Source organism: Corynebacterium sp. LaCa54 (assembly GCF_046717495.1).
GTDB classification, from domain to species: Bacteria; Actinomycetota; Actinomycetes; order Mycobacteriales; family Mycobacteriaceae; genus Corynebacterium; species Corynebacterium kefirresidentii.
This window is the reverse complement of the sequence record NZ_CP177115.1, coordinates 1843728-1869653: the sequence shown is the minus strand read 5'-3', so window position 1 is coordinate 1869653 and position 25926 is coordinate 1843728. Positions and strand designations below refer to the sequence as shown.

General features: G+C 55.6%; 20 protein-coding genes and 3 pseudogenes. 14 read left to right on the top strand and 9 right to left on the bottom strand.

Annotation, left to right across the window (positions count from 1 at the left end; genetic code table 11):
* The first annotated feature begins 33 nt into the window (after positions 1–33).
* Genes ACLI1M_RS09070 through efeB form a run of 3 tightly spaced genes read left to right on the top strand, consistent with a single transcriptional unit; the run spans position 34 to position 4445 of the window.
* Complete coding sequence (locus ACLI1M_RS09070; protein ID WP_023020961.1) at positions 34–1998, top strand: phospholipase C; 1965 nt, start codon at positions 34–36, stop codon at positions 1996–1998.
* Positions 1999–2001: 3 nt separating this feature from the next.
* Positions 2002–3165, top strand: coding sequence for an EfeM/EfeO family lipoprotein (locus ACLI1M_RS09065; RefSeq protein WP_248099582.1), 1164 nt, complete (start codon positions 2002–2004; stop codon positions 3163–3165).
* Complete coding sequence (gene efeB / locus ACLI1M_RS09060; protein WP_411706529.1) at positions 3165–4445, top strand: iron uptake transporter deferrochelatase/peroxidase subunit; 1281 nt, start codon at positions 3165–3167, stop codon at positions 4443–4445. Before ACLI1M_RS09065 ends, efeB begins: the two co-directional genes overlap by 1 nt.
* Positions 4446–4524: 79 nt before the next feature.
* Here efeB and ACLI1M_RS09055 read toward each other — a convergent pair.
* Positions 4525–5169: pseudogene (locus ACLI1M_RS09055) on the bottom strand (HNH endonuclease signature motif containing protein); the annotation flags it as partial.
* Between the two features lie 62 nt (positions 5170–5231).
* Here ACLI1M_RS09055 and ACLI1M_RS09050 point away from each other — a divergent pair.
* The gene (locus ACLI1M_RS09050) at positions 5232–6785 is read left to right on the top strand and encodes a recombinase family protein (protein WP_411706528.1); all 1554 of its coding nucleotides are present in this window, start codon (positions 5232–5234) and stop codon (positions 6783–6785) included.
* A gap of 620 nt (positions 6786–7405) precedes the next feature.
* Here the strand turns inward: ACLI1M_RS09050 and ACLI1M_RS09045 are convergent.
* The 3 genes and pseudogenes from ACLI1M_RS09045 to ACLI1M_RS09035 form a co-directional block, all read right to left on the bottom strand.
* On the bottom strand, positions 7406–8116 hold the full coding sequence (locus ACLI1M_RS09045) for an IS6 family transposase (protein ID WP_070515977.1): 711 nt from the start codon (positions 8114–8116) through the stop codon (positions 7406–7408).
* 106 nt (positions 8117–8222) lie between these two features.
* Positions 8223–9413 (bottom strand): annotated as a pseudogene (locus tag ACLI1M_RS09040) (IS1249 family transposase).
* A 155-nt stretch (positions 9414–9568) separates the two neighbouring features.
* Positions 9569–10066 (bottom strand): hypothetical protein, encoded by a 498-nt coding sequence (locus ACLI1M_RS09035; protein WP_411706527.1) that lies wholly within the window; start codon positions 10064–10066, stop codon positions 9569–9571.
* A 120-nt stretch (positions 10067–10186) separates the two neighbouring features.
* Between ACLI1M_RS09035 and ACLI1M_RS09030 the strand changes: the two genes are divergently transcribed.
* The 7 genes from ACLI1M_RS09030 (at position 10187) to ACLI1M_RS09000 (ending at position 17759) form a co-directional block, all read left to right on the top strand.
* Positions 10187–12070: an HtaA domain-containing protein gene (locus tag ACLI1M_RS09030; RefSeq protein ID WP_316328754.1), complete on the top strand. Its 1884-nt coding sequence runs from the start codon at positions 10187–10189 to the stop codon at positions 12068–12070.
* 10 nt (positions 12071–12080) lie between these two features.
* The gene (locus ACLI1M_RS09025) at positions 12081–13127 is read left to right on the top strand and encodes a hemin ABC transporter substrate-binding protein (protein ID WP_238800689.1); all 1047 of its coding nucleotides are present in this window, start codon (positions 12081–12083) and stop codon (positions 13125–13127) included.
* Positions 13108–14157 carry a FecCD family ABC transporter permease gene (locus ACLI1M_RS09020; RefSeq protein WP_396335065.1) on the top strand — a complete coding sequence of 350 codons (1050 nt, stop codon included), beginning with the start codon at positions 13108–13110 and terminating at the stop codon, positions 14155–14157. The genes ACLI1M_RS09025 and ACLI1M_RS09020 overlap by 20 nt, the downstream gene beginning before the upstream one ends.
* Complete coding sequence (locus tag ACLI1M_RS09015; RefSeq protein ID WP_411706526.1) at positions 14157–14933, top strand: heme ABC transporter ATP-binding protein; 777 nt, start codon at positions 14157–14159, stop codon at positions 14931–14933. The genes ACLI1M_RS09020 and ACLI1M_RS09015 overlap by 1 nt, the downstream gene beginning before the upstream one ends.
* 10 nt (positions 14934–14943) lie before the next feature.
* Positions 14944–15993 carry an HtaA domain-containing protein gene (locus ACLI1M_RS09010; protein WP_316328751.1) on the top strand — a complete coding sequence of 350 codons (1050 nt, stop codon included), beginning with the start codon at positions 14944–14946 and terminating at the stop codon, positions 15991–15993.
* 177 nt (positions 15994–16170) lie between these two features.
* Positions 16171–16812 (top strand): heme oxygenase (biliverdin-producing), encoded by a 642-nt coding sequence (locus tag ACLI1M_RS09005; protein ID WP_408918517.1) that lies wholly within the window; start codon positions 16171–16173, stop codon positions 16810–16812.
* A gap of 86 nt (positions 16813–16898) precedes the next feature.
* Positions 16899–17759 (top strand): HtaA domain-containing protein, encoded by an 861-nt coding sequence (locus tag ACLI1M_RS09000; protein WP_316328749.1) that lies wholly within the window; start codon positions 16899–16901, stop codon positions 17757–17759.
* 136 nt (positions 17760–17895) lie between these two features.
* Here ACLI1M_RS09000 and ACLI1M_RS08995 read toward each other — a convergent pair.
* The 3 genes and pseudogenes from ACLI1M_RS08995 to ACLI1M_RS08985 form a co-directional block, all read right to left on the bottom strand.
* Positions 17896–19086, bottom strand: a pseudogene (locus ACLI1M_RS08995) (IS1249 family transposase).
* Positions 19087–19254: 168 nt separating this feature from the next.
* Positions 19255–19554, bottom strand: a complete 300-nt coding sequence (locus tag ACLI1M_RS08990) for a hypothetical protein (protein ID WP_411706525.1) — start codon at positions 19552–19554, stop codon at positions 19255–19257.
* Positions 19555–19600: 46 nt separating this feature from the next.
* Complete coding sequence (locus tag ACLI1M_RS08985; protein WP_411706524.1) at positions 19601–20149, bottom strand: hypothetical protein; 549 nt, start codon at positions 20147–20149, stop codon at positions 19601–19603.
* A gap of 410 nt (positions 20150–20559) precedes the next feature.
* Here ACLI1M_RS08985 and ACLI1M_RS08980 point away from each other — a divergent pair, with 410 nt between their 5' ends.
* Positions 20560–21153 carry a recombinase family protein gene (locus tag ACLI1M_RS08980; protein WP_411706523.1) on the top strand — a complete coding sequence of 198 codons (594 nt, stop codon included), beginning with the start codon at positions 20560–20562 and terminating at the stop codon, positions 21151–21153.
* Positions 21154–21448: 295 nt separating this feature from the next.
* Positions 21449–22051 carry a short chain dehydrogenase gene (locus ACLI1M_RS08975; RefSeq protein WP_084684467.1) on the top strand — a complete coding sequence of 201 codons (603 nt, stop codon included), beginning with the start codon at positions 21449–21451 and terminating at the stop codon, positions 22049–22051.
* 218 nt (positions 22052–22269) lie between these two features.
* Here the strand turns inward: ACLI1M_RS08975 and ACLI1M_RS08970 are convergent, their stop codons facing one another.
* Positions 22270–22980: an IS6 family transposase gene (locus tag ACLI1M_RS08970; protein WP_411706522.1), complete on the bottom strand. Its 711-nt coding sequence runs from the start codon at positions 22978–22980 to the stop codon at positions 22270–22272.
* A 319-nt stretch (positions 22981–23299) separates the two neighbouring features.
* On the opposite strand from ACLI1M_RS08970, the gene ACLI1M_RS08965 reads away from it, so the two are divergent.
* Entirely contained in the window at positions 23300–23884 is a 585-nt protein-coding gene (locus tag ACLI1M_RS08965; RefSeq protein ID WP_316327760.1) for an antirestriction protein ArdA, read from the top strand.
* A gap of 1398 nt (positions 23885–25282) precedes the next feature.
* Here the strand turns inward: ACLI1M_RS08965 and ACLI1M_RS08960 are convergent.
* The gene (locus tag ACLI1M_RS08960; protein WP_411706521.1) at positions 25283–25906 is read right to left on the bottom strand and encodes a hypothetical protein; all 624 of its coding nucleotides are present in this window, start codon (positions 25904–25906) and stop codon (positions 25283–25285) included.
* Between the last annotated feature and the right edge of the window lie 20 nt (positions 25907–25926).

The following is a 25926-nucleotide window of genomic DNA, read 5'->3' as shown; positions in this document are numbered from 1 at the left end:
CCCCGCAAATTCTTGACCAAGGTTGGATTTTTAATGAAGCTTCGCTCTCGCGCTGTGGCCCTTTGCGCCGCCGCAGCCGCCACTACGTCCCTTGTCCCCGGCGTTGCCCAGGCAGCCACCACGACCCCAATTGAACACGTCGTTGTCATTTACTCGGAGAATATTTCCTTCGACCACTACTTTGGCACCTACCCAAACGCCCTGAATAAGGACGGCGAAAAGCTGCAGGGCAGCGACAAGGACGCCCCAAAATTTACCGCCAAGAAAGACACCCCCAAGGCGAAAAACCTCGAAAATGATGGCGTAATGGGGAACAAGAACCCCAACTCCGTCAAGCCTTTCCGCATCGGGCCAGACCATGCAGTAACTACGGACCAGAATCACCACTACGGCGATGAGCAGGCCGCATACAACGGCGGCAAGATGGACAAGTTCCCGGAGACTGTATCCACCGACATCGATAAGTCTTCCAACGGCTATTATGCCGTTCCAGGCATGACTATGGGCTATTACGACGGCAATACCGTCACCGGAATGTGGAACTACGCGCAAAACTTTGCGATGAACGACAATAGTTACTCCACTATCTTCGGCCCATCCACCCCAGGCGCGCTGAATCTGATTTCCGGAACCGTGGCCGGCGGGACCATGCATGACCCAGCCACGGGCGAGCAGAAGAAGATCGAACCTGGCAAGAACCACGCCCTCGCTGGGGTATCCGAAGATGGCAAGACCGCCACTGTTGTCGGCGACCCAGATCCGCTTTACGACGACTGCTCGAATAACTCTTCCGCCGGCACCAACCAGGTCACCGCGATGCACTCCAAGAACATCGGTGACCAGCTCAATGACAAGGACGTCACTTGGGGCTGGTTCCAAGGCGGCTTCCGGCCAACCGAGGAAGCTACAGACGACGCTCGCGCACGCTGCGGCGCCTCCCACACCACGCTGACCGGCCAGAACAAGACGGACTATAACCCGCACCACCAGCCGTTCCAGTACTACGCTTCCACCGCGAATCCGCACCACTTGGCGCCGTCGAGCGATGACATGATCGGCAAGACTGACCGCGCCAATCACCAGTACGATCTGCAGGACTTCGATACCGCTCTGGAGCAGGGCAACCTGCCGGCCGTGTCCTTCCTGAAGGCTGCCAACTACCAAGACGGACACGCCGGTTACTCCAACCCGCTAGACGAGCAGGCCTTCATCACCCATTACATCAATGAGCTGCAAAATTCCCCAGAGTGGGATTCCACCGCGGTCGTTATCGCCTACGATGACTCCGATGGCTGGTACGACCACAAGGCCCCAGAAATCCGCAATGGTTCCAATGACCCGCACCAGGACAAAGAAATCTGCACCGCCGCCGCAGCAAAAGTAGGCGTTGCCGGCGGAAAGGACGGCCAGTGCGGGCCGGGTACCCGCCAGCCTTTGCTGGTTATCTCCCCATACGCGAAGACTAACCACATCGACTCCACTTACACCGAGCAGACTTCCGTCACCAAGTTCATTCAGGACAATTGGGGACTCGGCCGTCTAGGGGGCATTGCCTTTGACGAGCGCGCCGGCGAGCTCAACAACATGTTTGACTTCAACGCCGCCCACAAGGCCCCGAAGCTTTTCTTGAACGAGACCGACGGTACCGTGGCCAAGGACTACGCCTCCATTGAAAAGGTGGATAATTCCTCCCGCGCCGGCACCAACCTCAAGGACGTCGTCGAGGGCATGGACGACCCCAAGGTCACCGAACAGGGCGTTCCCGACATCACCAAGCTGCACCAAGATGCGAAGCCACAGCCCGGTGCGAATAAGCCCGATAATTCGAGTTCCAGTTCTTCCGCTGGTTCTTCTAAGGGCGGTATCATTGCGGCTATCCTTACGGCTCTGGGCGTCGGCGCAGGGGTTGTTGCTTGGTACATGAATGGCCACCCCGGCCTAGATCTGAAGAAGCTGCAAGATTTTAAGCTCCCGCCATTGCCCAACCTCCCGTTTTAATCAATGAAAACCTTCCATTTTGCCACCGCCGCGGTGCTTGCCATCGCGGCCATAGCTCCTACTGCCGTCGCCCAAAGCTCCTTGAGCTCTCTCGGTTCTAGCTCGTCTAGCTCGCGAGACTCGCGGCCGGCGGCGTCGACAAGCAAAAGCACGAAGCCGAAAGAACCACAGCTGAATGTGCGCGACGTGTATTCATGTCCTACGCCGGAGAAGGTACAGGGGCAGGCATCGTGGAAGGTCTATAACACCTCGGGGCTTGCGCTCACCGTCTACGTGGCAGATGATGCGGGCAACGCCTACCAGGTCCTCGAGCGTGTAGGCACCCCAGCCAAGCGCGCCTGGGCCCCGAAACTGCAGGACGGCACATACCACCTCACCTGCGTTTTCCACAATGATTCGGCCGTGAAATCTGATGATTTTGCGGTCACCGGTTCCACCATCACCGATGCTCCCAAGATGGTCCCCATTACTGACCGCGAGGTCGCGGCCGTGGCCATTCAGCAAGCGGACAGGCAGAAAAAGCGTGTGCCCGAGCTACAGAAGAAAGCCCACGCTCTTGCTAAAGCCACCTCGAAAGATCGCCGCGCTGCCCAAGCGGCCTACCTTGACTACCTCGAGACCTACCGATCCTTCGACGATTCCAGCGAGATGTGGCCGGGGCCCGGCTTGGAGGGATACATGGACGTCGAAAAGCTGCTGTGGTCCAGGCGCCCCGTCAAGGATGCGGCGAAGCCTGCCCGCGCGCTTGCCGACGCCGTCGATAAAACCGCCCGCGCCCTCGATACCTCCCATTTCGCCATTCCCGCCCCCGACTACGGGCTGCGCACCCATGAAGTAATGGAGGAATTCGAGCGCTTCGATATGCGCGCCGAACGCGATTTCGGCGCCCATGCCCTGCCCACCGCGCTGCGGGGCGACGTTATTTCAACCCGGCTGACGCTGGATGCCGTCCGCTCCCTTGTCGAGGGCCGTGGGCTCGATACCTCGCCCATCTATGAGCAGCTGGATGAGCTTGACAAGCTCGCCACGAAGTTCGATGAAAAATATGACACCGCTTTTGATAAGTGGTCCCAGAAGGACCGGATGCGTGTGCAGTCCGCCGTCGCGCGTGCCAATGAACTGCTTGCCCCTGTCGCCACGATGACCGTAGTTAGAAGGATGGATTAGTGCCCTGCCCGTTTGATTTTTCCCGCCGCTCGTTCCTCTCTGGGCTCGCGGCCACCGCCGCGCTTTCTGGCCCGGCAGCAGCTGCCAATGCGCAGTCCAGCCTCGCGGGCTCTTCCTTTGGTTCCTCTAAGCGAAGCGAAGGCGCTGCTGACCATGCTTCTCCATCGCCGCGCAACGAGGCGGACGCTCCGCTCGAACTTCCTTTCCACGGCGAGCACCAGCAGGGGATCGTGACCCCAGCCCAAAAGTATTCCGAGGTCGTCGCCCTCGATGTACAGTTCACCGAGAAATCGCGCTTAGAGAAGTTGCTTCGCACCGTGACTGAGCGCGCCCGCATTCTTACCTCCGGCGGCGCTACTGCGGCCGATGGCATTGGCTATCCCGCCGGCGATTCCGGGGAGCTAGGACCGCAGCTTCCCACCGATAGTTTGTCCATTACCCTCGCCGTGGGCAATTCGCTTTTCGACGACCGCTTCGGTCTTAAACCCCACAAACCCGTCCACTTAAGTTCCATGCAGGCTTTCGCCGATGACACGTTGGAGGAGGAGCTATGCCACGGCGACCTCGCCCTGCAGATTTGCGCCGACCAGCACGACACCGTCATTCACGCGCTGCGCGATATCTTGCGGCACACCCGTGGAGATGTGGCCGTGCGTTGGCGCCAAAACGGTTATATGAATGAACCGCGGCCGTCTGGCACCCAGCGCAACCACCTTGGGTTTAAAGACGGCATCGTCAATCCAGCCGAAAAGGATCAGGACAAGCTGGTTTGGGCCGGTACGGACGAGCCGGACTGGGCCGCCGGCGGCAGCTATATGGTGGTTCGCCTCATCGCTATGTATACGGAATTCTGGGATCGCATCTCCATTGCTGAGCAGGAGCAAATCTTCGGCCGCGACCGTGCAACCGGTGGCCCGCTTTCCGGTGGCGACGAATATGCCGAGCCCAACTACCTCGACGATGCCACCGGCGATGTCATTCCCACCGACGCGCATATTCGCCTGGCGAATCCGCGTACGCCAGAAACCGCGGACCAGCTCATGCTGCGCCGCGCCTATAACTACGACAATGGCGTGCGCGATAACGGCACCCTCGATGTCGGTCTCGTCTTTATCTGCTTCCAGCAGGACTTGGAGCGTCAGTTCATTACGGTGCAAAAGCGCCTCGAAGGTGAACCCCTAGCGGACTATATCCGACCCTATGGTGGTGGCTATTTTTATGCTTTGCCCGGCGTCGCTGATGACTCCGACTTTTTCGGCCGCTCCCTCCTCCAAGCCTAGAAATGCTTCACCGACTCGCACTGTGCGGGAAAGCCGTGTGATCTGGGAAGCGTCCGCCCAAAAAATGAGGGCAGGGTCTTCAGCTTGAATTGGCCCACGGCGGGACCCAGACTATTCGGCCCCGCCGCCGCGCTAACCGGCCGCGCACCGGCGGGGCGTTCGGGTCATCGTCATTGACGCCGTTGTGGTACGGGCACGCCACACTGAGATTCGCCATATTGGTCTCGCCGCCGTGTTTCCACGCCCGCAGATGATGAATCTGGCACTTATCTGCCGGATAATTGCACTCGGCCCACGGGCACGTGGGGTTTTCCGCGCTCGCCATCAGCCGCTGCTTGTCCGAGGCATGCCGCGAGGTGCGATACAGGTTCACCGGTCCCTCATAGGGATGGACGAGCGTGACAAGTCCGCAGTCGGCAAGGCGCTTTTCCACCAGTTTGGCACCGCTGATTTCGGCCCCATTGGTCAACCGCAGCGTAATTTCCTCGCCTCCACCGTCGAGGATTTCATCTAATTCATCGAGCTGGATGATGATATTCGTCATCGCGGCAGGGCGAGCCGTGGCCCCGCCGCGGAAGAAAATATTCTCCACGGAATCCAAGGGTTTCTCTTCGCTGATGCTGGCGTGCAGGTCAGCGATGAAATCGGAATCACCGGTAATCGAAAGCGTCGACGGCCCGCCCTTGCGCCGCGTCATCCGCACCCCCTTCTCCGGTAAGATGGGGTACAAAGACACATCAGAAAAGGCACATTTTGTGCGCAACATCACAAGATTGGATGGTTAAAATGACGCGAAAAGCAGTGATGTACCTAAGGATTAGCCTCGATGCAGAAAACAACGGCCTCGGTATTGAGCGTCAGCGGGAGGACTGCATGGCGCTTATTGAACGGGAAGGGTGGGAGTTAGTAGATGAATATGTCGACAACTCGGTGAGCGCAAGTAAGGAACACGTAACGCGCCGTGAGTACAACCGCATGGAGGAAGACTACGAAGCGGGTCGCTTTAACACTATTGTTTGCTATAACCTCGACAGGCTTACCCGACAACCTATGCAGATGGAGCAATGGTTAGGGCGGGCTAAATATGCGAATCTGCACCTAGCAACGTGCAACGGCGAACTTGACTTGAGCAATGATGACGGCCGATTTTTGTCGCGTCTTATGGGTGCGTTTACCAGTAAACAAGTTGAGCGCAAGTCTGAGCGGCAAAAGCGCGCAATACTTCAGAAGGCGCAAAAAGGAGGCCGCCCCAGCGGGGCCGCGCCCTATGGCTATGACAATGACTACAAAGTTATAGAGGATAGGGCTAAGACGGTGCGCGGTATCTACAGGGCTATACAGGCAGGGGTGTCTATGGCTGATATCGTGCGCGCACTCAATGGCGAAGCGGGTAGAGATGAAGAGGTGCCGTGGCTTGCCCCGTGTACACCGCCCGGGATACTGATATGGCAACAGCGCAATGAAAAGCGCGCAGAGCGTGATATGGAGCTGCTACCGAAGCCGAAGCAGACCAAGTGGACACATCATATGGTTCTAAGAGTTGGATCTAATCCAACCTATGCCGGGTACCGGGTACATATGCCCGAAGACGCGAAGAAGAGGCCAGAGCATAGGGGTGCCGGGTCTGATACGGCACCGGGTAAAAGGATGCATATTGCCCGTGATGCCGACGGCGAGCGTGTCACCGGGTTCTGGGAACCTATTGTGGATAAGAGTTTGTGGTGGTCTGTCTCTGATATCTTGTGCGACCCCAAGCGTGATAAGAGGAGGCATAACCGAAGCGGGCGGGCCGGACTAGGTTCGGGTCTTTATATCTGCGGCGAATGCGGCCACCATATGACCACATTAGGTCTGAGGTACCGGTGCAGGCAATGTGGTATCTCCCGCACCCGCGAGCCTATAGACCGATTGGTCTGTACGGTTGTAGATGAGATTCTATCTCGCGAAGACGTGGTGGAGGCGCTGGTAGCAAGGAAGGAGCCGACGGAAGAATCGAAGGCTATAGAGCAGCAGATAAAGGACCTAGGGGCCAGGATTAAGGGTGCTGAGTCTGACTTCGATGAAGATTTAATCACCGCACGGGACCTAAAGCGCAAGCGTGATAAGGCTCAGGCTGCTATCGACGGTCTGCGCCGGCAACAGGTTAAGATGCTGCCAGAGGCAACGCAATCGGTGTTAACAGGGATGCAAGACCCAGCGGCGGGATTTAGGGACAGTTCGCTGGTGACAAAGCGGGCAATCATAGACGCGCTCATGGAGGTTCGACTCTACAAAGCGGTAGTAGGGCGCAAGCGGTTCGACCCGAAGACGGTGGGAATCGAGTGGAAGGTAGACGCCTAGAAAGCGGGGAAGGGTAAGCGGTTCGCCCACAAGGGTGAGGCATCGGGCAAAGCACCTTAAACCACCTTGTCTAATCCGTGTCTAGATTAGTGCCAATATGTTTCTAGGCACAGTTAAGGGGTGAAGATGTGATTATAAGTGGTTGGCTATCATAATTATGGGTGGATACGTTCAATAATCGCGTGAAATCACGACTTAACATGTGAACTCACACGATTTCACACAATGTTTGTGAAGGTGTTTCCCAGGTAGGCGGGTAGGAAAAGGCCATTTCACACGTTTACACGATTTTCAACAAAACTTTTTATATAGCCGTATGTAGCTATGCGGTACCACCTATATAGAGGTAGCTGCTTTATGCTCTTATATCTCAATACTGGAAAACATGTGAAATGTGTGGAATAGGGGATAATAGCAGGTCAGAGGATAAATTACGAATGTGAAGTGGTGTGTGAAATCATCTAAACTCGTGTGAAGTTCACACAATTTGGTGAACAGGGGTATGGTCTGCCTTTTTCGCGTCTTCGGGGCATGTCGTTTCTGGTGCTGTTGCAAAGTTGGGCGGAGAGCCGAGACGACCCAGTTTCTCATTTCCTGATGGCCGCTGCGTGCCGGCGTTCTCAGGCCGTCTCGAAGACCCGGTTGACGATCACCGCGTCCGGATTGGGGTGCCCATAAGCAAACATCGTGCCCTGACCTTTCCGTAATGAATGCATCGCTTCCATCCCTTTCAACGTCCGGTAGGCGGAAATTCGGTTTTTGAACGCCCCCTTCGGTCCCAGGATTCTTTTAAGTCGGCCATGATCTCCCTCGAGAACGTTGTTCAGGTATTTCACCTGCCGGTGCTCCACCATCTGAGGGCAGATTCCCTCCGCCTTCAGCTCGGATATTGCCTTGGCCAGAGCTGGTGCCTTGTCGGTGTTGATGACCCGCGGGGACCCGGCTGTCGTATTCGATCGCAGCGTCTTGGCCAGGAAACGCTTGGCCGCAGCCACATTCCGTTTTGGTGAGAGGTAGAAGTCTAAGGTCTGCCCACCGGCGGTAATAGCCCGGTAGAGATAGCACCACGTGCCGCCGACCCGGATATAGGTCTCATCCACCCGCCAGGACCGGGCCTGCCAGTCGGGTACCTGCCGGTACCAGCGAGTGTGCTTATCCAGCTCAGGGGCGTATTTCTGCACCCAGCGGTAGATCGTGGTGTGATCGACTGGCACACCCCGCTCGGTCATCATTTCTTCGAGGTCGCGGTAGCTCACGCCGTAGCGGCAGTACCACCGCACCGCCCACAGGATGATGTCACGGGGGAAATGCCGACCGGAGAAGATGCCCATGGCTCTGATTATTTCACGCCGGTCTTTCTACTGCCCCAACTTTGCAACAGCACCAGTAGCAGAATGTGTGTCCGTTCGGCGTGTTGCGGGGCGGGTACACGGTTAGTTACTTCATGGGGTCTTTTCTGATTCCTATCGAGTGTTCGTACTCGGTTGGGATAGCGTTGTCGTAGAAGGCTGGTCGGCCTGTTTCTTGGTCGGCTTTGTTGTGGTCTTCTTCGGCAAGATCGTTGACTTTGGCGAGTTGATCTTGGCCATAATTGCACTGCCTGGCGATATTTAGCGGATCGTCAGGCAGTTGCTTTTTGGTGTGGAGGTACCACTCGAGCATTTTTCGTTGGCGTTCCCCAGACCTGCCTCGGTGCGCATCGGCGATGCGTTTGAGCTAGGCGTTTATGCCGCCTTCAAGACTGTTTGTCGTTGAAGCCCAGCGGTTAGGATCAAGCGCATTCGGTGGTGGCTTAAGGTAAGTAAACAGCCAATTGTTGCGCGAGAGGTGCAGCAGTGAGTTGTAGGCTTTGCGTACCCGCATGTGAGTCCATTCCCACTGGTTATTGGGCGTTCGGCGTTCTTTTGGCACGGGTGTTTTCTCGTTGAGGAATGTTTTGAATACCTGACCGAAGTCGTGCAGACGTAGCGTCCACTCCCGTGCCTGTTCGAGCGTGGTGACACGGGTTAGTTTCAGCGCCAGTGCGTAGATGGTTTTGCCGGCGTCGGTGCGCGGCCGTGAGGTGGTGTAGCGGCGAATGACGCGTTGTGCATGGACGAGACAACGCTGAATCATCTCGTTTGGCCAGCAGGCTTTAATCGCGGTGAGTGCGCCTTGTCCGCCGTCGAGGACGACGCAGAGTGGCTCGGCGATTTTGCGAAGTAGCTGCGTGTATGCGTGGGCTGTTTCGTGTTTGGTCCAGTGCCACGCAATGACGTGGTCGCGGCTGGCTGCCACAAGTAGGCAGCCAGCCGCGGTGTAGGTGCCGTCGATGAAGATCTGATCGTAGACGCGCTGCGGGGCACCGTCGTTGGGGACGTCGATGAGCCAAAACGGTTCGAATCGGCGATCAAGTGTCCAACGACTCACCCTTTGTTGCCCGGCGAGTTCAGACAACGTCGCTGTGGAGGTGACATAAGAGACGAAGGCTTTAAAGTTGCGGGCCTGCGTGAGATCGGTGCGAGTTCGTGTCGTGGAGCTGCCGCAGTTCGGGTCTTTGCACCGCCACCTGGTTGTGCCTTTGGATGTGGTTCCGTTTTTCTTCATTTGCCCAGCACATACCGGGCATCGTGGTCTGTTTTTACTCACCCGGAAAGCACACCAACCCCCGGCTAGCACATGCGGGTGCCATTCCGATGGATTGAACACGAAACGGGCGGATATAAGCATAAAGACCTTATATCCGCCCGATTTACCCATCCTGAGCAGCAAGATCACTGTAACTCAGACACACTTTTTGCTACTTAACCCGCCAGGGAGCTTTGGGGCGCTGGGGTAGCTAACGCGTCTTGCTTTGCGCGTGCAGACCGCGCGCGGCGGCGCTGCAGGGTGGGGAGGAACCACGTTGCGATGGCCGCGATGACAGCAATAATGCCCGCGCTCCACGCGAGGTATTTCACGGGGGTAAACCACCACGCCAGGGCCGCGACTACTGCGATGAGGATCCATACGGCGGGCACGAGGAAGCTGGGTTGTTCGGCCCACGGTTCCCGTGGGAATCGGCTACGGGCCTCTGCGCGGATGCGGCGTGGCGTTTTACGGGCAAGTACCAAGGAACAGGCGACCACGAAGGCCAAGCCGATACCGGCGATGAGCAGGTTGCCGCTTACGCCGCCGAACATAAATACGCCGACGGAAAGAGCTAAGGACAAGCGTTCACCGAACGTGAGTGGGAAGTTCTGTGTGGGATCCACATCTGGATAGATGCTGGTGAAGATGTCTTTGCGGGGGTCGTTTTGCATTCTTTGCTTCTTGTAGGGGTGGTTTATTGACAATCAGAAGGAGTTAGGTAAGGATACACTTACCTAACTAATGCAAGCGTAGCCTATTTCATTTCTAGACACGAAAACAAGGTTCTCAATATGATTGGAAAACTGTGGAAGCCGGCGTTCGGCAGCATCGTCGCCGCATTTCTCGTCGCGGCATTCGCCCCACTTTTGTCATCTGCTCCAGTGGCCCACGCAGATGAATCCTGCACATGGAAGTGGGGCATCAAGCAATCATTCCGTAGCTACGTCAAGGGCAATATCGCCCACGGTGGATGGGGTGCCAATGGCATTGGCTTTACAGGCGACGAACAGGGCGATGGTGCGTTCGTCTTTGCCCCAGGAAAGCCCGATGCGTCTGGTGGAAACGTCACGATTCCGTTCAATGGAACGCTGAGCTTTACCGGCCACGATGGGGTCTTGGACATGACGATGTCGGACTTCAAGGTCAAGGCCTCTGGAAAGCAAGCACAGATTTCCGTGGACTACGTCTCCTATGAGATGAACCGCCAAGACCTCAGCCGCGGTAAAAAGATCCAAGGCAATGATGAGGTAATCGCCACCATTAATCTGGCCAACCCCGTCGAAGATGGTGCCGGGAAGGTTGATTTGTCTGGATCTACCGCTCTGACTTCCGGCGGGGCCAAGCTATTTACCGGCTTCTACCAGCCGGGCGAAGCCTTAGATCCGTCCTCCGGCAGCATTGCGCTCGACGGCTCGTGCGTTGGATCCGGTTCTGGCTCCGGTTCCGGTGGGGAGCGCCCATTGACCTCCATTACGGGTTCCTTCACGGGCTTTAACAAGGAAGCTATGGACATCCTGTCTGAAACCAATGACACGATGAACGGGATTACTACGTTTATGGGCAATACCCAGGCGTTCCTGGATGAGTTGGAGTCTTTCAATAACCGGGGTGGATCGAACTCGAATTCGGGTGGCTCTACTTCGGGTACGTCGAACTCCACTGGAGGAAACTCGGCTTCTACTAACTCTGCATCGAAAAATTCATCACCGAGCAACTCTGGTTCGCGTGGAGGCGGCGGTGCCTCAGGTGCTGGCAAAACAGCGGCTTCTGGTCCTGCGCACTCTGGATCTGCGAGCTCTGGCGCCCCGATCTCAGGTAATTCGGGCGAGGGAGGATCTGGCGGGGACGGTGCCGTCTGTGAGGCTACTGGTGTTACTCAAGCCACCGCTCAGTGGGGTTTAAAGAAATCCTTCCAGTCCTATATCACCGGATCCATTGCCCAGGGCCGATGGGATCTCTCTGGTGTTGGCTATGACAATGGGCGTTTCCAATTCACGGGCAACTCCGGTGCCGTAAAAGATGGCGCGGGCTCCGTGCAATATGGCGGAAGCATGCAGTTCACCGGGCACCACGGCAAGCTGGACCTCAACATCGCCAACCTGGAAATCACCTTTAACGGCAATTCTGGCGAGCTTATCGCTGACGTGCGCTCTTCCAATATGGAAGGGAAGAAGAAAGACTTTGGACGCACTGTTATTGGCACCTTGAACTTTAAATCCCTCGACATCGGCACGGACACCGTGTCCGGTGAAGCTGCGGTATCGCTTTCTGAAGCCGGTTCCCAGGCACTCGCTGAGTTCTATGAACCAGGCACCCAGCTGGACCCGTTGAGCTTCCACGCCACCTTGGGTGGAAGCGCTGATTGCGGCGCCGTATCAGGTGGTGGAGGCTCTAGCTCCGGTTCTGGATCCGGCGGATCCGGTGGATCTAGCGCAGGCGGAAACGGAAAGGGAACCCCTAGTTCCAAGGGCGGCGCTCATGCCGGGGCCGGGGATCCAGTGCTAGCCGGTGACTCGGGGCAGGGATACGAGGACGGATCGAACAAATTCCAGGTCAAGTCCGCGACGTCTCCCGGCGGGAGCCTAGATAATCCGACCGCCTATCTACTGCTCTTCATCGTCGGATTGATCATCGCCGGTGGCTCTACCAGCCGGCTTGTCATGAACAACTCTTAGAAAGATTGCCGTGAAACTCGTTCTTCGTTTCCTCGTACCATTCCTGTGCATCTTCAGTCTTACCGCGTGCGGTGTGCAGGGAAGCTATACCGATCAGCTACCGGATCCCGCTGATCTCTCGGATCCCAGGTCTTTTGAAGGTGTCAGTGACGTCAAAGGTTTTGACGAAATCGAACCGGTTACTGATAAGGCAGAGCCGGCGCTTCCGGTGGAGCTTACCGATGCCGATGGTAACGACGTTACCGTCACCGATGCCTCCCGCATCCTGGCTTTGGATATCTATGGCACCTACACCAATACCCTTAGCGGCTTGGGGCTTGCGGATAATATCGTCGGTCGCACAGTTTCTTCTACCGAGCCCAACCTGGCGGATCTCCCGGTGGTGACCGAAGGTGGCCACAACATCAACGTGGAGGCGGTGCTGGAGCTGCAGCCGACGCTCGTCATTGCAGACCATTCCATTGGCCCGCGCGATGCCATCGATCAAATCCGCGCGGCGGGTGTCACCACCGTGGTGATGGAACCTGAGCGCACGATCGATTCGGTGGGTGAGGACATCACCACGCTTGGCGATGCCCTCGGCCTGCCCGATGAAGCACGCGAGCTGGCGGATCGTTCCACCAAGGAAATCGACGAGGCAAAGGAAGCCATCAAGAAGTTGGTTCCCGATGATCCAATGCGCATGGCGTTCCTTTACGCACGCGGAAACGGTGGCGTCTTCTTCATCATGGGTGATGGTACCGGTGCGCAAGATCTGATTGAAGGCATTGGCGGTGTGGATCTGGCTGCAGAAAACAACCTTTCCTATGCGGAACCCGCTAATGCTGAGGCGCTGGCGCGCATCAATCCAGAGGTGATCATCATGATGACCAATGGCCTGGAATCCACCGGCGGAATTGACGGCTTGCTGGAGCGGCCCGGCGTTGCTCAAACCACCGCCGGCCAAAAGAAGCGCATCGTGACCATTCCGGACGGCCAGTCGTTGGCATTTGGTCCCATGACTGGGCAAACGCTGGTGAAGCTAGCAAAGGCTGTGTATGACCCGGACAATGAGTAAAGACCCGGACACCTTCGCGCGCCGACGCACGCAGCGCACTCGGGTATTCGTACTGCTGGGGATCCTCATCGTTGTCGCGGCGATCATCTCCGTCGTGCTGGGGCAATACTATGTACCGCTGTCTGATCTCTTTCCCATTTTGGCAGCTGGCCACGGGGAGGATTCCTTGACCGCAAGCGTGGTGTGGGACATCCGCCTACCGCGTTTGGTCTTGGGGCTCGTGGTGGGCGCGGCCTTGGGCGTTGCCGGCACGCTGATGCAGGCGGTATTTGCCAACCCCTTGGCAGAACCCTCCATTATTGGCGTTACCTCCGGCGCGGGCGTTGGTTCGGCCGTGATCATCGTCTTTAATATCGAGTTCTTCGGTACCTTTACCGTTCCCGCTGCGGCCTTCCTGACCGCGCTGCTGGTTACCTTCATTATCTATCAGCTTGCGCGCCACAACGGACGGGTGGCCGTGGTGCACCTGATTCTCACCGGCGTCGCCATCAATGCGGTATGCAACGCCATTATCTCTTTCATGGTGTACCTAGCGCCGACCGCCAACCGTGAAGCGATCATCTTCTGGCAGATGGGCTCCCTCAACGGCTCACAGTGGAAACACCTGTGGGCGGTACTGCCCATCGTGATGGTTGGTCTCGCAGTGGCCTTGCGCCTGGGTAAGCAGTTAGACGTCCTCGCGCTCGGCGAGCGCGCCGCCGCGCATACCGGTGTGAACGTGCCGCGGCTGCGCATCGTGGCGATCGTGGCATCGGCAGTGTTGACTGCAGCGGCCGTTTCCTTCGCCGGCCTCATTGGCTTTGTGGGACTTATCGTTCCCCACCTGCTGCGCAGCATCGTCGGACCAGAAAACCGCATCCTGCTGCCGGCTTCCGCCCTTGGCGGTGCTGTGCTCATTGGTTTCGCTGACGTGGCAGCGCGCACGATGATTCCTTTTGCGGATCTTCCCATCGGCATTTTCACCGCGCTGGTGGGCGGTCCCACGTTCTTCATCCTGCTACGGCGCATGATGCGCAAAGGAGTGCACTGATGATAAACGTCAAAGACTTAACTGTTCGCGTGGGGGAGCACACCCTGGTGGACCAAGTGTCCTTTACCGCCCAAGCGGGCGAAGTTACCGGGCTTATCGGCCCGAACGGCGCCGGTAAATCCACCGTACTTGCCGCCGTCGCCGGAGACCTCGACTATTCTGGCGAGATCACCGTGGGTGGGCTATCGCCCAAGGCGCCAGCGCGAGAGCTCGCGCGCACGCGTGCGGTGATGCTCCAGGACGTCTCGGTGTCCTTCGAATTCCTCGTCCGCGATGTCGTTGCGATGGGGCGCCGCCCGTGGGAAGGAACTGCCTACACAGACCTTGACGATGACTTTATTGACGCCGCCCTCGATACCGCCGGCGTCGCGCACTTAGCAGGCCGAGACATCAGCACGCTGTCTGGCGGTGAGCGCGCCCGCGCGGCCTTCGCACGTGTGCTTGCCCAAAATACCCCGGTTATCTTGCTCGATGAGCCAACGGCCGCGCTGGATATCCGGCACCAAGAACAACTGTTGGGCTCAGTAAAAGCCCTTGCCCGCGAGGCAGGCGTCGCCGTCCTCGTGGTGCTGCATGACCTCAATGCGGCAGCAGCATATTGTGATCATCTCGTATGCCTGGCGTGCGGGGGATTAGCAGCCCAAGGGCGCGTAGATGAGGTCTTTACCAGTCCTACCTTGTCTCAAGTGTATGGCTGGCCGATATCCGTCGAGGGGCTGCGGGTACACCCGCAGCGTGCAACGCCCACCATCAACCCACTCTTCTCACACAAATAGGAGGATTTCCATGTTTAAGAAAGTAGTGGTCACCGCTCTCGCGGCGACCGCACTCACCGTGCCACACGCTTCTGCGGAAGAAACCTGCACCATCGAATCCGGTTCTTTGAACTGGGGAATTAAGTACTCGTGGCGTTCCTACCTCAAAACCGGTTTCGCTGCTGGTGATTGGTCCACTAGTGGCCCAGTGACGCAAACCGGTGATCCTAAGGGGAAGGATTTCTCTTTCGGCTTCGAGGTCGATCCTGAAACCTCTACGATAACGGTGGATGAGGAGGGCAATGTGGTGTCGTCCAATATCGAAAGCAAAGACTCCTCGATTACGTTCACCGGTCACCACGGCGCTCTACATTCCACGGTTGTGGCACCTTTCATCAAGACCTCCGGTAATAAAGCCCATCTCGGTTCCGGCTACGAGGTCTATCACGTAGAGGGTAAGAATATGCTTCAATACACCGAGGACGACCACATCGACGCCAATAAGCGCACCGGGGATGGGATCTTTGGCCACGGCACGGCGCAATGGACCAAGGAGGGCGATACACTCACCCTTTCCGCCAGCGATGTGCGGTACAAGGAGCAGCAGGGAACAAGAGATGGAAAAGTCGAGGGCGTAGACCAACTTTTCATGGGCATGTATAGCTCGGAGAACAAGCCTGAGCTTGATGACGCCCACCTAACCCTCAAGGTTTCCTCTGGTTGTGGCCAGAAGAAGGAAGAAATGCCGCAGGATCAGGAAAAGCCGCAGAATGAGCCTGCTCCGGAGCCGCCGGTAGCTTCGCCGGAAAAGGAAGAGAAGCCACAGAGTCAGCCACCAGCGACCTCGCAGACCCCGGCACCGCCGAAGAAGCCGGAGACCCCAAAGAGTCCTGAATCTTCGGAGTCTAAGAAGCCGGGAACTGATAAGCCAGAGAAGGACACTCCCTCCGGTTCTAGCTTTGCCAAGGTGTGGAACTACATCTTGGGCGTAGCAACCATTGGCAGCATGTTTGCCATTCTTGGGCAGGCCTTTATAAAGTCAGGCGCCCTTGAGAGCGTTCGTGCTCTTCTCCACCGGTAATAGGGGTTAGCTAAGTGCGCCGTGCCGGCAGCCGCATCCTAATACCGTGAGCACTGCTGGCGGGGGTGGGGAGTTAGTTCTTTTGGTTGATTTCTCCCCACAAGCCTTGTAAATAAGGATTGCCTAACCTTACTTTTATATCTAGAGATTAGGTAAGCATTACTTTGGAGGAAGTCAGTGACTGTGACACTCAAGAAACCATTATCCGTCGCATTGCGCGAGGAGACCGCCCACGCTCACGAGAACGCGGAGGGTTCTGCGTTTATGCAGCGGCTCATGTCGGGCCAGCTGAGCGCTGAGGCCGCAGCCGATTTGAGCGGCCAGCTGTGGTTTGTTTATGAGGCTCTGGAGCATGCAGTCCGCAGTGTGGCGCATACTCCAATCGCCGGTGCGGTGGCTGATCCCCGCCTTGAGCGGCGCTTCGCTCTGGAGGCGGATTTGGCGACGCTCGTCGGTAGCGACTGGCGCGAAAAGATCCGAATCCTGCCGGCCACGGCATCTTACGTTGCCCGCCTAGAAGAGGTATCCGGCAGTGCGGCAGAAGTGGTAGCCCACCACTATGTTCGGTATCTCGGTGATATCTCCGGCGGCCAGGTGATTGCCGCGCGCCTCGGCACGCTTTATGACATCGAACCGGATGCACTGAACTTTTATGACTTCAGTGCCATCGGCAAGATTCCGCCGTACCGCAAGGGCTATCGCGAACGCCTAGACAGTCTCATGCTGACTGCGGAGCAGCGCGAGGCATTGCTCTCGGAGGCGCAGCGCGCATTCGCTTTCAACTCGGGAATCTTCGCCGAGCTTGATAAGCGCCACTGATTTACTTTTTCTAATTTTCCAATTAAGGTAAGGCTAGCCTAATATTTTAGGCGAAGCTTCACCACTGCTCTCAAGAGGAGAAATTCATGAAAACAACATCCGTCATCGCCGTTGGAGCGGTTGCACTCGGCGCCGTCACCGCACCGGTAGCCTCTGCCGATGAGGCTCCGGCCGATGTCCCCGCCGTGGAATCCGGCCAATTGAACTGGCCCATCAAGGAATCCTTCATTCACCACGTGGACACCAACCCGCTTGCCAAAGGCATAATCAATACCACCGACGGCGCGGAGAAGGTAGGAAAGGACTTCACCTTCCCAGTCGATGCGGCCTACACCACACTGGATGCTGAGGGAAACGGCACTATTGGCACTCAGGGATCCGTGCAGATTCAAGGCTATCCAGGCTTCGGCCCTAATGGTTCCTACGGCGTCGATCTCACATTCTCGGATATCAAGGTAGAAGTAGCAGGCCAAAACGCCACCATCACCGCAGATTATAAACTTACGGGCGCCTCGGGCCCGCTTAAGAACAAGCCGGTTGAATTGTCTGGCGATGACGCCGCAATCTCTACCTTCACGCTTACTGAGCCCTTGGTGCCGGAAACCGGCAAGTCCTACGCCACAACTGATGCCCCCACCTCGCTGACCCAGACGGGCTCCGACATTTTCTTGGGCAAGTACCCGGTGGGGCAGCCGCTTGACGATGCCAACTCTGATCTCACCGTGGCATTCGACGGTGCCTCCGAAAACGCTGAACCATCTGACCATGGGGCCCCAGAAAAGAAGCCTTCGGGCGACAACGCTGCAGCCGATGGCTCTTCTTTCCACAGTTCTTCGTTCGGCAAACTAGGCGAGACCATCGCTGCTGTTGTCGAGCGGGTAAAGAAAATTAGCGCCTTCTTCTCTGACCTCGTTCTTCCCGGCCTGAGTTTGTCGAAGTACGTTTAAACAGCGAGCGTTCTCTCGCAGCAGAATTATCTACGCCGCTCCGCCGTGGCCACCCGATCGAGTCCTTGACTGCATCGGGGGTTAAGTAGCAGAATGTGTGTCCGTTCGGCGTGTTGCGGGGCGGGTACACGGTTAGTTACTTCATGGGGTCTTTTCTGATTCCTATCGAGTGTTCGTACTCGGTTGGGATAGCGTTGTCGTAGAAGGCTGGTCGGCCTGTTTCTTGGTCGGCTTTGTTGTGGTCTTCTTCGGCAAGATCGTTGACTTTGGCGAGTTGATCTTGGCCATAATTGCACTGCCTGGCGATATTTAGCGGATCGTCAGGCAGTTGCTTTTTGGTGTGGAGGTACCACTCGAGCATTTTTCGTTGGCGTTCCCCAGACCTGCCTCGGTGCGCATCGGCGATGCGTTTGAGCTAGGCGTTTATGCCGCCTTCAAGACTGTTTGTCGTTGAAGCCCAGCGGTTAGGATCAAGCGCATTCGGTGGTGGCTTAAGGTAAGTAAACAGCCAATTGTTGCGCGAGAGGTGCAGCAGTGAGTTGTAGGCTTTGCGTACCCGCATGTGAGTCCATTCCCACTGGTTATTGGGCGTTCGGCGTTCTTTTGGCACGGGTGTTTTCTCGTTGAGGAATGTTTTGAATACCTGACCGAAGTCGTGCAGACGTAGCGTCCACTCCCGTGCCTGTTCGAGCGTGGTGACACGGGTTAGTTTCAGCGCCAGTGCGTAGATGGTTTTGCCGGCGTCGGTGCGCGGCCGTGAGGTGGTGTAGCGGCGAATGACGCGTTGTGCATGGACGAGACAACGCTGAATCATCTCGTTTGGCCAGCAGGCTTTAATCGCGGTGAGTGCGCCTTGTCCGCCGTCGAGGACGACGCAGAGTGGCTCGGCGATTTTGCGAAGTAGCTGCGTGTATGCGTGGGCTGTTTCGTGTTTGGTCCAGTGCCACGCAATGACGTGGTCGCGGCTGGCTGCCACAAGTAGGCAGCCAGCCGCGGTGTAGGTGCCGTCGATGAAGATCTGATCGTAGACGCGCTGCGGGGCACCGTCGTTGGGGACGTCGATGAGCCAAAACGGTTCGAATCGGCGATCAAGTGTCCAACGACTCACCCTTTGTTGCCCGGCGAGTTCAGACAACGTCGCTGTGGAGGTGACATAAGAGACGAAGGCTTTAAAGTTGCGGGCCTGCGTGAGATCGGTGCGAGTTCGTGTCGTGGAGCTGCCGCAGTTCGGGTCTTTGCACCGCCACCTGGTTGTGCCTTTGGATGTGGTTCCGTTTTTCTTCATTTGCCCAGCACATACCGGGCATCGTGGTCTGTTTTTACTCACCCGGAAAGCACACCAACCCCCGGCTAGCACATGCGGGTGCCATTCCGATGGATTGAACACGAAACGGGCGGATATAAGCATAAAGACCTTATATCCGCCCGATTTACCCATCCTGAGCAGCAAGATCACTGTAACTCAGACACACTTTTTGCTACTTAACCCTTCCTTTTATTGAGCGTCTTCCAGCTTCTCTTTGAGGCTGGTGGCCAGACCTAGAAGTTCGTCCGGGTTATCTGCAGGGCGCTGTTGGGACAGATTTCTCTGTGCCGCGCGTACGAACTTAGCGAGTATGCCGGCGTCGCGGGCCAGCGGGGAAGTGGCGGGCAGTTCTGCTTGTATTGCTTGTAGGTGTTTGGCTGCGCTGTTGGCGGCGTCTAGTGCGTACTCGTAGTCTCCATCTTCGCCGTGGGCTTTGATGAATAGGGCGCACAGGTGCGTGTCCTGGGCTTCATGAACAATGTCGGCCACCTTTTCGCTCCCTAACTTTCAATCAGGACAAGGCTAAACAGCGTTATCACTGTGGAGAATCTGAATCCAAAGCTTCCACCGCTTTAGAAAGTGACTCGTTTGTAATTGCCGCTACTTTTGCTAGATACTCGCTAAATGTACGAATGACCCCCTCGGCATCATTTCGCTCGGTCGCGAAATCGACAACAAAAAGGAAGTCACCGTACCATTCATCAGATACTGCTTCTTTAATCTTGTCGAAGCTTTCCCTGACTGAAGGATCACATACAAATGGATCCGCTTTTGCCAACTCCGACTTCACTCGAAAACGGTATTTCTGCACAAGCGTCTTAGAAATTTCCGAAAAGTCCTCTTCAGAAGATACGAGCTTGTCTACTTCATGCGGCTTACTTATAAGCTGCATTTCTTCTAGCGTTTCTCCTAGGACAGATCTAACGGCCTCCATTTGCCGAATGCGCTTCTTCTCTAACTTACTATCGGCGAGAGATTTTTCCTTTTGCTTGTCAACTTTCCGGCTTCTAACGTAATTGAAAAGTATTGTCGCAAAAGACCCGACGACCGCCCCAGATCCACTCCACGCTAAAAAATCAATCATTCCATCTCCGTAGGTAATATTAGTTATATAGAGTACACCCTATTGTTACGTCGGTATGTGGCAGAATGTTTACTGTAAAATAGGGCCGTTCCTAGCATTGTTTTACGCGTGCCTAGTAGGGTCTAGGCCTTATGTTTACAGAAAGTGGTGAGTGTGGTGTTATCGGCTGACGGTTTTCGTATTGAAAGTCATATTGACTCTGTGCCCGCGTTGGCGCGGGTGAAAGATCTGCATGGTGGGTTGTCGTCGGGGCAGCAGGCGTTGGGCAGGATTGTGCAATCCTTGCTTGCTGACGCTGATGGTCTCGACGGGGCACAGTTGTCCGACTTGGTACGGGTGATTGAGTCGTATCGTGATGCGGTCATAGAACAAGAGAATGCCGCCTTTGAACCTTCGCGGGGCGAAGACTAATGGCCAAAAGCTCCGGTTCGCGTGGGCAGCGGGTGGGCTATATCCGGGTTTCGACGGTGGAGCAGAATAATCAGCGCCAGAAAGAACTACTCAATGCTTCCGGCAGGATTGACCGGTTTTTTGAAGATAAGATTTCCGGCCGCACTAAGACTGCCCGCCCTGGGCTTGTCGAGTGTATGGCGTATGTGCGCGACGGCGACGAACTCGTCGTCTCGTCGATTGACCGTCTCGCCCGTTCGCTTACAGATCTGCGCGGCATTGTTGATGAACTTACCGACAAGGGTGTGACCGTTACTTTTCTGCATGAGAATCTCGCGTTTGCGAAAGACACCACAGATCCACGTGCAGATTTAATGCTCGGCATTCTCGGTAGCTTCGCGGAGTTTGAGCGGGCCATTATCCGCGAGCGCCAAGCAGAGGGGATTGCGCTGGCCAAAAAGGCCGGCAAGTACAAAGGCCGCAAACCTGCTCTTAGCCCGCAGCAGGTAGCGGAGATTAAACAGCGCGCATTAGCAGGGGAGTCGAAAGCAGCCTTGGCGCGGGAATTCGGGGTGACCCGTCCTACGGTGTATCGGGCGTTAAAAAACGCCTAAAGCGGCACAGTCGTAACGGTAAATCAGCGCGCCCGTCAGTCCTGCCATATGTCTTGCCATATGGCGGGACATATGTTGAGGCATATGTTTAACCATATGCTTTAGCATATGTCCGTTTTTATGTAGTACTAACTGAACTTTTGTGAGTTGTCTACGAAAAAGGAGCTTGCGATCGTTATTCGGATTTGTACTAGGTAGGGCAACGGAAACTCCCCACAGGGATTTTAATTCCCCCTCTAGTTTGATTTCTAGTAGTCTCGGGCTACACAAGACACTTCGCGAGAAAGGAGACAGTATGGGAAGAAAAGTTGCCGTTATCGGTGCTACCGGAACTATCGGAAGCGCTGTTGCCGATCGTTTCGAGAAGCACTATGAGGTTCTTCGCGTTTCTCGACACTCGACTCCACAAGTAGACATGTCTGATGTGGACTCGATTCGTGCCTTTTACAAAGAGGCTGGTCCGCTTGACGCGATTGTAGTCTGCGCAGGGTTTGCACCCTTTAGTCACCTTACAGATCTTTCTCGTGAGGACTTCTCGGCTGCAGCAACTGGAAAACTGTTAGGACAAGTTAGCTTGGTTACCGAAGGGCTTTCATATCTTAACGACGGTGGATCGTTTACCCTTACGACTGGAATTTTGTCTCAGCATCCTATTGCTGGCAGTGCTGCAGCGTCTATGGCTAATGGTGGTGTTGAATCGTTTGTCACCGCAGCTAGCACTGAACTTCCACGCGGACAGAGGATTAATGCGGTAAGCCCAACGGTGCTCAAAGAAGCTACCGGTTTTCATTCTGCTTTTCCTGGGTTCAAACAAGTTCCTGCGACAGAGGTAGCCGACGCATATATACGCTCTGTAGAAGGAGTCGAAACAGGGAAGGTGTTCCAAATCTGGAACTAGAAAACCTCACCCCATAATGTTCTAGGCGTTGAAAAACGCCTAGAACGACGCAATCGTGAGGGTAACTATACGCACCCATCAGTCCCGCCATATGGCGGGACATATGTTTAAGCATATGTCCAGTAATGCGTAGTCCTAACGGTGCTGTTGCAAACTTCAGGCGGAGAGCCGTGACGACCCAGTCTTCATCCTCTGATGCTCGCTGCGGGTCGGCGTTCTCAGGCAGCCTCGAACACCCGGCTGACGATCACCGCATCCGGGTTCGGTTGCCCGTAGGCAAACATCGCGCCCTGACCTTTCCGCAATGAGTGCATCGCTTCCATCCCTTTCAACGTCCGATATGCAGATGTCCGGTTCTTAACCGCGCCTTTCGGCCCGAGGATCCGCTTCAGCCGACCATGGTCGCCTTCCAGGATGTGGTTGAGGTATTTCACCTGCCGGTGTTCCACGGTCTGCGGGCAGATTCCCTCTGACTTCAACTCGGCGATTGCCCTGGCTAGGGAGGGTGCTTTATCGGTGTTGATCACCCGCGGGAACCCGGTTATCGTGTTCGACCTCAGGGTCTTGGCCAGGAAACGCTTCGCTGCGGCGACGTTACGCTTTGGGGACAGGTAAAAATCCAGGGTATGCCCGCCCGCGGTGATGGCCCGATAGAGGTAGCACCACTTTCCCCCGACCCGGATATAGGTCTCGTCCACCCGCCAGGACCGGGCCTGCCAATCCGGGACTTGTCGGTACCACCGGGTCTGCTTGTCCAGCTCAGGAGCATATTTCTGGACCCAGCGGTAGATGGTGCTGTGATCGACCGGTACGCCGCGTTCGGTCATCATTTCTTCCAGATCGCGGTAGCTGAGCCCGTAGCGGCAGTACCACCGGACCGCCCACAGGATGATTTCACGGGGGAAATGACGACCGGAGAAGATGCCCATGGCTGTGATTATTTCACGCAGGTCTTCCTGTCGCCCGAACTTTGCAACAGCACCCCCGGACAGTGGACACGTCGGGGGTCAGGCCCGTTGTTTGAACTCGGGCGTCTAACCCAGAGGTCGTAGGTTCGAATCCTGCCCCCGTTACCAACTTCCGTCCCCTACCAGGGAATGAACTGTTCCCCATTTGTTGGATGGAGAAATCAAGTGTCATCTAGTAGAGAGCGGTGAGTGCAGGGGTATTTTTTATGTCCTCACACCGGGTAGCGACCCGGTGCGGAGTTAGTGGTGGCAAGTCAGTCACTAACAAGGAGGACCGAGCATGTTCACCCAACGAGAAGCACCCGATACAGTTCTAGAGCGCGAGCCTGGCGCGCTTGTCATGTGCGAGCACTGCTACACCGTCGACGGTATCGACAAAGGGCGATTTATTAAAGTATCTGAATGGGAAGGTGTTCCGACCGCTAAAGACGTGCATGAGTGGAATGGATATCCCATGACAGATAGGTGTAGGGGCGCGATAATATTCCGTTCCTATGGTGTGCCAGAAGGCTATTCAATTGAGCCGGTAAACGTTGAAGCATGGACTGCTGCATATGAGCAGATCGGCTACACACTATGGCCCGCCTTTTGTCGCTGGGCTGAAGATGGTGTTGTTGTTGAAGATATGGACAATGTACCTGATGTTGCCACTTTTGAAGAACAGTTCTGCGGATGGTGGCCGAGCTTTTATGAGTACGCGCTAAATCTCGCCGAAGACACTGGGTTGATGGAGGATACTGACCCCGACTCTCCGTTACGGACCTACTTTGACTGGGACTCCTGGGTGAGTGACCTAGCTTACGATTACACCGTCACCGCTACCGACGCCCGCGAGGGTGGAGTATTTATCTATCGCAATTTCTAACACTCAAGACCCCCGTTGCTGCTTATGCAGTAGCGGGGTTTATTTTTTTACCATACAGCGACTAGATACTGACCAAGCGAGGTCAGTCCCTCAAAGCCACCTACGGGTGGTTTATTTTTTTGACACACCGCGAGGTGACAAGAGTGCCACCGGGGTGGGACACCTACGTGATGATAGCCCCTTTAAACGGGGCAATTTTAAAATTGGTTGCAGCGAAAATCGCTCCAACCCGGCCAATTTTCATCGTGTGCCACGATAGTGCGCCAATTTGAAAAATTGGATACTTTAAAAATCCCCTGACCATGGTTTTTAAACCTGCGGTTTAATTTTAAAATACCCGAAGACGTGTTTAAATGGGTACTTTTAAAATGTACTTTATCACCCATTTATCCACGTCATCGTACATTTTTACCGCGCCAAGGACCGTCGTAGCCGGTCTAAGGGCGCAAGGAGTAAAAAGGGCATAAGAGAGAGTGGCTCATTTGGGGCAAAACCCCTGCATTCGGTCGGCATAGCCGACGCCTCTCTTATACCCACATTTAAAAAAGACCCCGCCCGAGGGGCGAGGCCTCCGATAGCCTAGTCGGCTTAAAATCTATGCAGCAACATCCAGTTGCTGCTCTTCAAGGACTGCATCAACATAAGGAGTATAAGTTAAAATACTATTCAAGTGTTTTAGCATTCTAATGACGAAATCAATATTGCGTTTATTATCATTGCTACGACATGTCGGGCAGAAATAAACCGCCTTAGCCGTATCCCTAAGCCGCATTTCATGCCCTTCCGGGCACGTACCAGGGTTGACAGTATGCAACGATGTGCCGGACTCAAACACCCGGCCCTCATTGATTGCAGCGTGGCGGCGCTCATTCTGATATCGACGGCTCTGCTACGTGGTAGCACAGCGAAAATTGCTCAGGCGACAGCGGAACGGATGACCGCTGATATGGTCCACCTTATGACTTGGGTAACAACCCATGGGGGTCTCTGCTACTAATCGGTGGACATGGTAGCTACGGCCTTCAAGATTAATGCATGGATATAGGGGCGTTGTGCCTTTGTAGTCATAGCGCAAGATACACCTACTCCTGACGCGACGGTTGCGGACTAGAGTACTGATACGATTTTGACCATAAAGCTCTGGATATCCTTCCAGTCTTCGAACGTGAATGCCTGCAGCCTGAAGACAAGCTCGGTATAAGTATCCTGCCATACTGCCTTCGTATTCTTCTTGCGCTTAAATGTCTTCGGTGTTGTGGTAACTACTCTGCAGAGGGTGTTGTGGTAACTACTCTGCAGAGTAGGCTAATCCCAGTGTTTTGGTGGTCGACTTCTAAATGAATATTTATGATTTAGAAAAGGGCGACGGTGGTGGATTCGCCCCTCGGTGGTTAGTGGCTACTTCTTGAGCTCTAGCTTGTGGCCGTAGAACTTGTGCAGTCGGTTACCCAGCTCGGCGATAATATTGTCCAGTTCAAGGGTGACCGCTCTTACGTCGGCACCACCATTCTGACCGTACGCGTTTAGTGTTATCGGATTAGATGTCCGTACCGCCTCGCTAAGCTGGTGTCCCACCTCGCGAACAACCGACGAGTAGGTCTTGCCGGCTGAGTGGTCTGTGCAATACCATGTTTTGATAGTGACGGTAGCTGCGTGGTCGTAGGTGGATAACTCACCGGTTTCAGCATCTAGTTTGTTGCCCCAGTTCAAGTCTCGGGTGATGATGATAGATACCCTGTTATCTTCTACGGGGGCTATGACCACGTTTATGTTCGTCGTAGAGGGATGGAGGTACTCGATGCCGGTGGCTACGACAATTCCCAAATTTTCTACGCGGTGGGCAACATAACGGGCAGTCATTTTGCACCCCACAATGTGCGGGAAAATGTCCGGCGTGGTTTTGGCGAGGTCTTTTATGAGCTCGTTGTATTCTGGGTTACTAGATTCGGTCTCTACCTTGACACCATCAACTTCACAGTAGGTAACTTTCGCCTCTTTGGTCTTTTGGTTAAGGGTGAACATGATGTATGAATATCCTTTCG

What these genes read in the sequence shown, in the direction of transcription:
- ACLI1M_RS09070 (WP_023020961.1), top strand. Translation starts at nt 34, where the DNA reads ATGAAGCTTCGCTCTCGCGCTGTGGCCCTTTGCGCCGCCGCAGCCGCC.
- ACLI1M_RS09000 (WP_316328749.1), top strand. Translation starts at nt 16,899, where the DNA reads ATGAAAACAACATCCGTCATCGCCGTTGGAGCGGTTGCACTCGGCGCC.
- ACLI1M_RS08970 (WP_411706522.1), bottom strand. Translation starts at nt 22,980, where the DNA reads ATGGGCATCTTCTCCGGTCGTCATTTCCCCCGTGAAATCATCCTGTGG.
- ACLI1M_RS09030 (WP_316328754.1), top strand. Translation starts at nt 10,187, where the DNA reads ATGATTGGAAAACTGTGGAAGCCGGCGTTCGGCAGCATCGTCGCCGCA.
- ACLI1M_RS09050 (WP_411706528.1), top strand. Translation starts at nt 5,232, where the DNA reads ATGACGCGAAAAGCAGTGATGTACCTAAGGATTAGCCTCGATGCAGAA.
- ACLI1M_RS09065 (WP_248099582.1), top strand. Translation starts at nt 2,002, where the DNA reads ATGAAAACCTTCCATTTTGCCACCGCCGCGGTGCTTGCCATCGCGGCC.
- ACLI1M_RS08965 (WP_316327760.1), top strand. Translation starts at nt 23,300, where the DNA reads ATGTTCACCCAACGAGAAGCACCCGATACAGTTCTAGAGCGCGAGCCT.
- ACLI1M_RS08960 (WP_411706521.1), bottom strand. Translation starts at nt 25,906, where the DNA reads ATGTTCACCCTTAACCAAAAGACCAAAGAGGCGAAAGTTACCTACTGT.
- ACLI1M_RS09015 (WP_411706526.1), top strand. Translation starts at nt 14,157, where the DNA reads ATGATAAACGTCAAAGACTTAACTGTTCGCGTGGGGGAGCACACCCTG.
- ACLI1M_RS08980 (WP_411706523.1), top strand. Translation starts at nt 20,560, where the DNA reads ATGGCCAAAAGCTCCGGTTCGCGTGGGCAGCGGGTGGGCTATATCCGG.
- ACLI1M_RS08985 (WP_411706524.1), bottom strand. Translation starts at nt 20,149, where the DNA reads ATGATTGATTTTTTAGCGTGGAGTGGATCTGGGGCGGTCGTCGGGTCT.
- ACLI1M_RS09045 (WP_070515977.1), bottom strand. Translation starts at nt 8,116, where the DNA reads ATGGGCATCTTCTCCGGTCGGCATTTCCCCCGTGACATCATCCTGTGG.
- ACLI1M_RS09010 (WP_316328751.1), top strand. Translation starts at nt 14,944, where the DNA reads ATGTTTAAGAAAGTAGTGGTCACCGCTCTCGCGGCGACCGCACTCACC.
- ACLI1M_RS08975 (WP_084684467.1), top strand. Translation starts at nt 21,449, where the DNA reads ATGGGAAGAAAAGTTGCCGTTATCGGTGCTACCGGAACTATCGGAAGC.
- ACLI1M_RS09035 (WP_411706527.1), bottom strand. Translation starts at nt 10,066, where the DNA reads ATGCAAAACGACCCCCGCAAAGACATCTTCACCAGCATCTATCCAGAT.
- ACLI1M_RS09020 (WP_396335065.1), top strand. Translation starts at nt 13,108, where the DNA reads ATGACCCGGACAATGAGTAAAGACCCGGACACCTTCGCGCGCCGACGC.